Origin of the sequence: Neoluteolibacter marinus (assembly GCF_014904755.1) — a bacterium.
Taxonomy (GTDB): domain Bacteria; phylum Verrucomicrobiota; class Verrucomicrobiia; order Verrucomicrobiales; family Akkermansiaceae; genus Haloferula; species Haloferula marina.
This window is the reverse complement of sequence record NZ_JACZFQ010000296.1, coordinates 1-311: the sequence shown is the minus strand read 5'-3', so window position 1 is coordinate 311 and position 311 is coordinate 1. Positions and strand designations below refer to the sequence as shown.

The 311-nt window shown below is 70.1% G+C and carries 1 protein-coding gene; it reads left to right on the top strand.

The window, feature by feature from the left end; genetic code table 11:
* Nucleotides 1-193: PspC domain-containing protein (locus IG178_RS24925; RefSeq protein WP_193215262.1), on the top strand; the 193-nt coding region annotated here is incomplete at its 5' end.
* Nucleotides 194-311 lie beyond the last annotated feature (118 nt).

The following is a 311-nucleotide window of genomic DNA, read 5'->3' as shown; positions in this document are numbered from 1 at the left end:
ACCGCAGCGGCTCGCCGGAGGCATCGGCGGCGCGATCGCCGCGCGGCTCGGGATCAACGTGTGGGTGGTCCGCGCGCTGCTGCTCGCCTCGTTCCTGCTGCCTGTGCTGGGCGTGGGCGCCTACGCGCTCGTGTGGGTGCTGACCCCGTGGCAGGACGGCAGCATCCCGCTTGAGCGGGCTCTTCGAGGCTGACGACCGTGGTCCTGGCCTCGCGAGTGCTATCGCTGCTCAGCGCCGCACTGTGGGTCCTGAGCCTCACCACGCCCGTCCTCGATTCACGGGACAAGGACGGCATCTCCATGATCCAGAC